This window comes from Fretibacterium fastidiosum, assembly GCF_000210715.1.
GTDB lineage: Bacteria > Synergistota > Synergistia > Synergistales > Aminobacteriaceae > Fretibacterium > Fretibacterium fastidiosum.
The window spans coordinates 1,164,224-1,168,241 of record NC_021038.1; the positions used below are offsets into that span (position 1 = coordinate 1,164,224).

At 71.1% G+C, this 4,018-nt stretch carries 5 protein-coding genes; all 5 read right to left on the reverse strand.

Going from position 1 to position 4,018, the window contains the following annotated elements; translation table 11 throughout:
• Positions 1–51: 51 nt before the first annotated feature.
• Positions 52–1,557 (reverse strand): YifB family Mg chelatase-like AAA ATPase, encoded by a 1,506-nt coding sequence (locus SY1_RS05340; RefSeq protein WP_208872970.1) that lies wholly within the window; start codon positions 1,555–1,557, stop codon positions 52–54.
• The gene (locus SY1_RS05345; RefSeq protein WP_015556411.1) at positions 1,554–1,937 is read right to left on the reverse strand and encodes a YraN family protein; all 384 of its coding nucleotides are present in this window, start codon (positions 1,935–1,937) and stop codon (positions 1,554–1,556) included. Before SY1_RS05345 ends, SY1_RS05340 begins: the two co-directional genes overlap by 4 nt.
• The gene (locus tag SY1_RS05350; protein ID WP_015556412.1) at positions 1,930–2,217 is read right to left on the reverse strand and encodes an EscU/YscU/HrcU family type III secretion system export apparatus switch protein; all 288 of its coding nucleotides are present in this window, start codon (positions 2,215–2,217) and stop codon (positions 1,930–1,932) included. The genes SY1_RS05345 and SY1_RS05350 overlap by 8 nt, the downstream gene beginning before the upstream one ends.
• Positions 2,217–3,311: a flagellar hook-length control protein FliK gene (locus tag SY1_RS05355; RefSeq protein WP_015556413.1), complete on the reverse strand. Its 1,095-nt coding sequence runs from the start codon at positions 3,309–3,311 to the stop codon at positions 2,217–2,219. Before SY1_RS05355 ends, SY1_RS05350 begins: the two co-directional genes overlap by 1 nt.
• Positions 3,312–3,516: 205 nt before the next feature.
• A partial coding sequence (locus SY1_RS05360; protein ID WP_208872972.1) for a ribonuclease HII occupies positions 3,517–4,018 on the reverse strand: 502 nt, incomplete at its 5' end.

The following is a 4,018-nucleotide window of genomic DNA, read 5'->3' on the forward strand; positions in this document are numbered from 1 at the left end:
GGGGAAAACTTCTGGCAAGCTTGGAACAGGGCCGGGCCTCTCTATCCGCCCTTATCCACCGCGACTCCCGGAGCCGCAGCGGTACATCAGCGCCTCCGCCAGGTGCTTCGTCGTCAGCTCCGTCTCCCCCGCCAGGTCCGCGATGGTGCGGGCCACCTTCAGCACGCGGCTCAGGCCGCGGCCCGACAGGTGCAGCCGCTCTGCCATGCCGGACAGGTAGGCCCGCGCGTCCGCCGACAGGACAAGGCAGCGGCGCACCAGCCGCTCCGGCAGCTCCGCGTTGCACACGAGGCCGTAGGGCGCCCAGCGCTCCTGTTGAATGGCCCGCGCGGCGATGACGCGCCGCCGGATCGCGGCGCTGGGCTCCGACGTCCCGGAGAAGGAGAGGAGCTCCTCCGGCGTCAGGCGCGGCACGTCGATCTGCAGGTCGATGCGGTCCAGGATGGGGCCCGACAGCTTGCGCCGGTAGCGCTCCAGTTCCAGAGAAGAACAGGTACACTTCACGACGGGGTCCCCGGCGAAGCCGCAGGCACAGGGGTTGGCCGCCAGCACCAGCAACACCCGCGAGGGGTAGCTCACCGTGCCGGCCGCCCGGCTCACGACGATCCGCCCGTCCTCGATGGGCGCCCGCAGGCTCTCCGTAAGGTCCCGCCGAAACTCCGTGTACTCGTCCAGGAACAGGACGCCCCGATGGGCCAGGGACACCTCCCCCGGCCGCAGGGAAGCGCCGCCCCCGCAGATGGAGACCGTGCTGGCGCTGAAGTGCACCGTCCGGAAGGGCCGCGCCCGTCCCGGCGCCTCGGAGATGCCGAGGGTGCTGCGCACCAGGAGTGTCTCCACCAGCTCCTCGTCCGTCAGCGGAGGCAGGATGCCGGCCAGGGCCCGCGCGATCAGCGTCTTGCCGCTGCCCGGCGACCCCACCAGAAGGAGGTTGTGGTGTCCCGCCGCGGCGATCTCCGCCGCGCGCCGCGCCGCCGCCTGCCCCTTGACGTCGGCGAAGTCCGGGTCCGCCGTCTCCGGCAGGTCCGGGACCTCCGCTCCCGGCACGGGTGACGGCTCCGCTTCGCCCCGCAGGCAGGCCGCCAGCTCCGCAAGCGTCTCCGCGCAGAAAGCCCTCACGCCCCGCACCAGGGCCACCTCGCCAGAGTTCTCGCGCGGGACGTAGAGGGGCACGCCGAGGCTCCGCGCCAGGAACGCCGCCGGCACGGCGCCACGCACCCGCCGGAGGCGGCCATCCAGCGCCAGCTCCCCCATGTAGACGGCCTGCGGCAGGTCCCCCAGAAGGCCCGAAGCGGTCATCATGCCGAGGGCGATGGGCAGGTCCAGGAGCGCCCCCTCCTTCGGGACGTCTGCCGGCGCAAGGTTCACTGAGACGCGGCCCTTCAGCGTCAGGCCCAGGGACCGCAGCGCGGCCCGCACGCGCTCCTTCGACTCCCGCACCGCGACGTCCGGCATCCCGACGATGGAGATGGCGAACAGTCCGCCCGTGATCTCGACCTCCACCTCGACGGGCAGGGCCTCCATCCCCTTCAGCGTCGCGCCCAGAATCCCGCTCACAGCGGAAACTCCATCCCGCGCGTCACGTCCCGGACGTGCTCCAGCCTCCAGCCCTCAGAGCCCCGCCCCACCGTGACGCCGATCAGGTCGATGCGCCAGGGGCCGTCCCAGCCCATCTCGTCCGCCAGGGTCCGGCCCGCACGGATCAGCGCGCGCAGCTTGTGCGGCCCCACGGAGTCGAGGGGCGCCTGCACCCTGCCCAACGTGCGGCATCGTACCTCGACGATCACCAGCTCGCGCTCCACCTCGTCCAGCGCCACCACGTCCAGCTCGCCGCAGCGGTTCTTCACGTTGCGACCCAGCACGCGCCAGCCCAGGGAGCGAACGTAGTCCGTGGCCCATCCTTCGGCCAGGCGACCCAGGTCTCCGGCGCTACTCATCACGCCCTCCACCGGCGGCCTCGCGGTCTACTCGGTAGACCCAGGTCAGCACTCGCGCCACCACCGTGTAGAGCTCCGCCGGAATCTCCTCCCCCAGCTCCAGCGACAGGAGCGCGGAGACGAGGGCCGCGTCCTCCAGGACGGGGACGTCCGCCTCAAGGGCGCGCTCCACGATCTTCCGCGCGATAAAGCCCTCGCCCCTGGCCGTCACCGTGGGCGCGTTCATCGTCTCCCGATCGTATTTCAGCGCGACGGCCTGATCCCGCTTCGCTTCCGCCATCACACGGTCACGTCCAATCCCCGTCCGGCCAGCAGGCGCTCTCGCATTTCCTGCGGCGCGCCACGGGAGATACCGATGAATCGGACCAGCAGGGCTGCGCCCGCCAACTCCTGCCGCAGCTCACCCCTGCGGGCCTCCAACAGGCCGCAGGCCGCTGCACTCTCGGCGGTCAGGAGGACGTTGCAGCCGCGCCCGTCCGTCTCCACGACGCCAGCCACCGCGCCGAGAGCCGACCCCGTCAGGCCGAAGCCCGCCTGCCAGTAGCGCTGGCCCTCCTCCTCCGCCGAGCGCCCGACAAAGACGCGCGCGGTCATGCCGCCCGCGGCCTCCGGCAGGGGCCAGAAGGGCGCGGCCAGCAGCATGGGGTTCACGTCCTTTCGCGGGGCCCGCATCAAGAGGGAGTGCGCCTGCAAAAAACGCGCCTTCTCCCCGTTGCCCTCCTTCATCTCGCGGAGGGCCTCTAAAGGGTCCTGTCCCTTCCTGGTCCGCTCCCTCAGCTCCCGGCGGATGCGGTTCCACATCTCCGAGGCCGCCGCCGCGTCCAGCGCCGTGTAGCCCGCCAGCAGGGACACGTTCTCCGCGGACAGGGACACTCCACGCGCCCACAGCTCGACAAGGGGCGCGATCTGGCCCTCGTCGGACCCCATGCGACGCCAGGCATCGCGGATGACGGCCAGGACCTCCCCCGAAAGGGGCATCTCCCGCGAAAGGAGCGCCGTCGCCAGCCCCCGGTCCCGTTGGGGGATCTGGGCCAGGAACGACAGTTCCTCCTTCGACAGGCGCAGCACCGGCACGCCGCCCCCCGATGCGTCCCACAGGGCGGTAAACCGCTCGCCGGGGACGAGGGTCAGAGTCGCCCTGGCCCGCAGTTCAAGGGGCGGGTTGGCGTCCTGGCCGTCGATGCGCACGGCATACGTCCCGTCCGGGTTCCCCGCCAGCACCCTGCCGGTGACCACGGTCCCCGTGCGCAGGCCAGGGGCCCGCGAAGGCGTCGCCTGGAGGGCTTCAGCCTGCTGGCCAACCGCGATCTGACCCGCGCTCGTCCGGCTCGGGTCCGTCAGGTTCTGGTTGATGAGGTTGTTTACCGGGGGCATACGTCATCCCTCCGTTCCCTCAGACCTGCCTAAATCTACTCAGTAGGTATCTTTAGCGCTGACTTCCCGCTTCTCCGAGGGTGGGTTACCAAAGGCTTACGCCCCTGACCAAAGCCTTACTCTCCATAGCATGCCCCGTTTGGCTGTTCGCCAAACAAGGGTACAGGCTAACACCGCGGAACTCGCGGCTAAAAGGGGTTTAGCTTTATATCCACAGCCGCGCCTCCGGCTCCGCAAGGCACTTCCGGCAGAAGGAGCGCCGATGTACCGGCGACGGCCCTAGGCGGCGGACGGCCTCGCGGTGCGCCGCCGTGGGATAGCCCTTGTGCCGCGCCAGCCCGTAGCCGGGGTAGAGGGCGTCCAGTCCCGTCATGACGCGATCCCGCAGCACCTTGGCCACCACCGAGGCCGCCGAGACCACCGGCGCCAGCGCGTCCGCCGCCACCAAGGGCCACTGTTCCACCTCGAGGCCGGGGACGGAGGCCGGGCCGTCCACCACCACGCAGGCCGGTTCGACGCCCTGCGCCGCACAGAGGCGAGCCACGCTGCGGCCCATGGCCCAGAGGGAGGCACACCGGATGTTCTCCCGCTCGATGCGGGCCACGCTCCCCGCCTGAGCCGCCCAGGCCGCGCCCATCGCCTGCATGGCGGCGAAGACCCGCTCCCTGGCGCGCGGGGTCATGCGCTTCGAATCCCTCAGCCCCAGC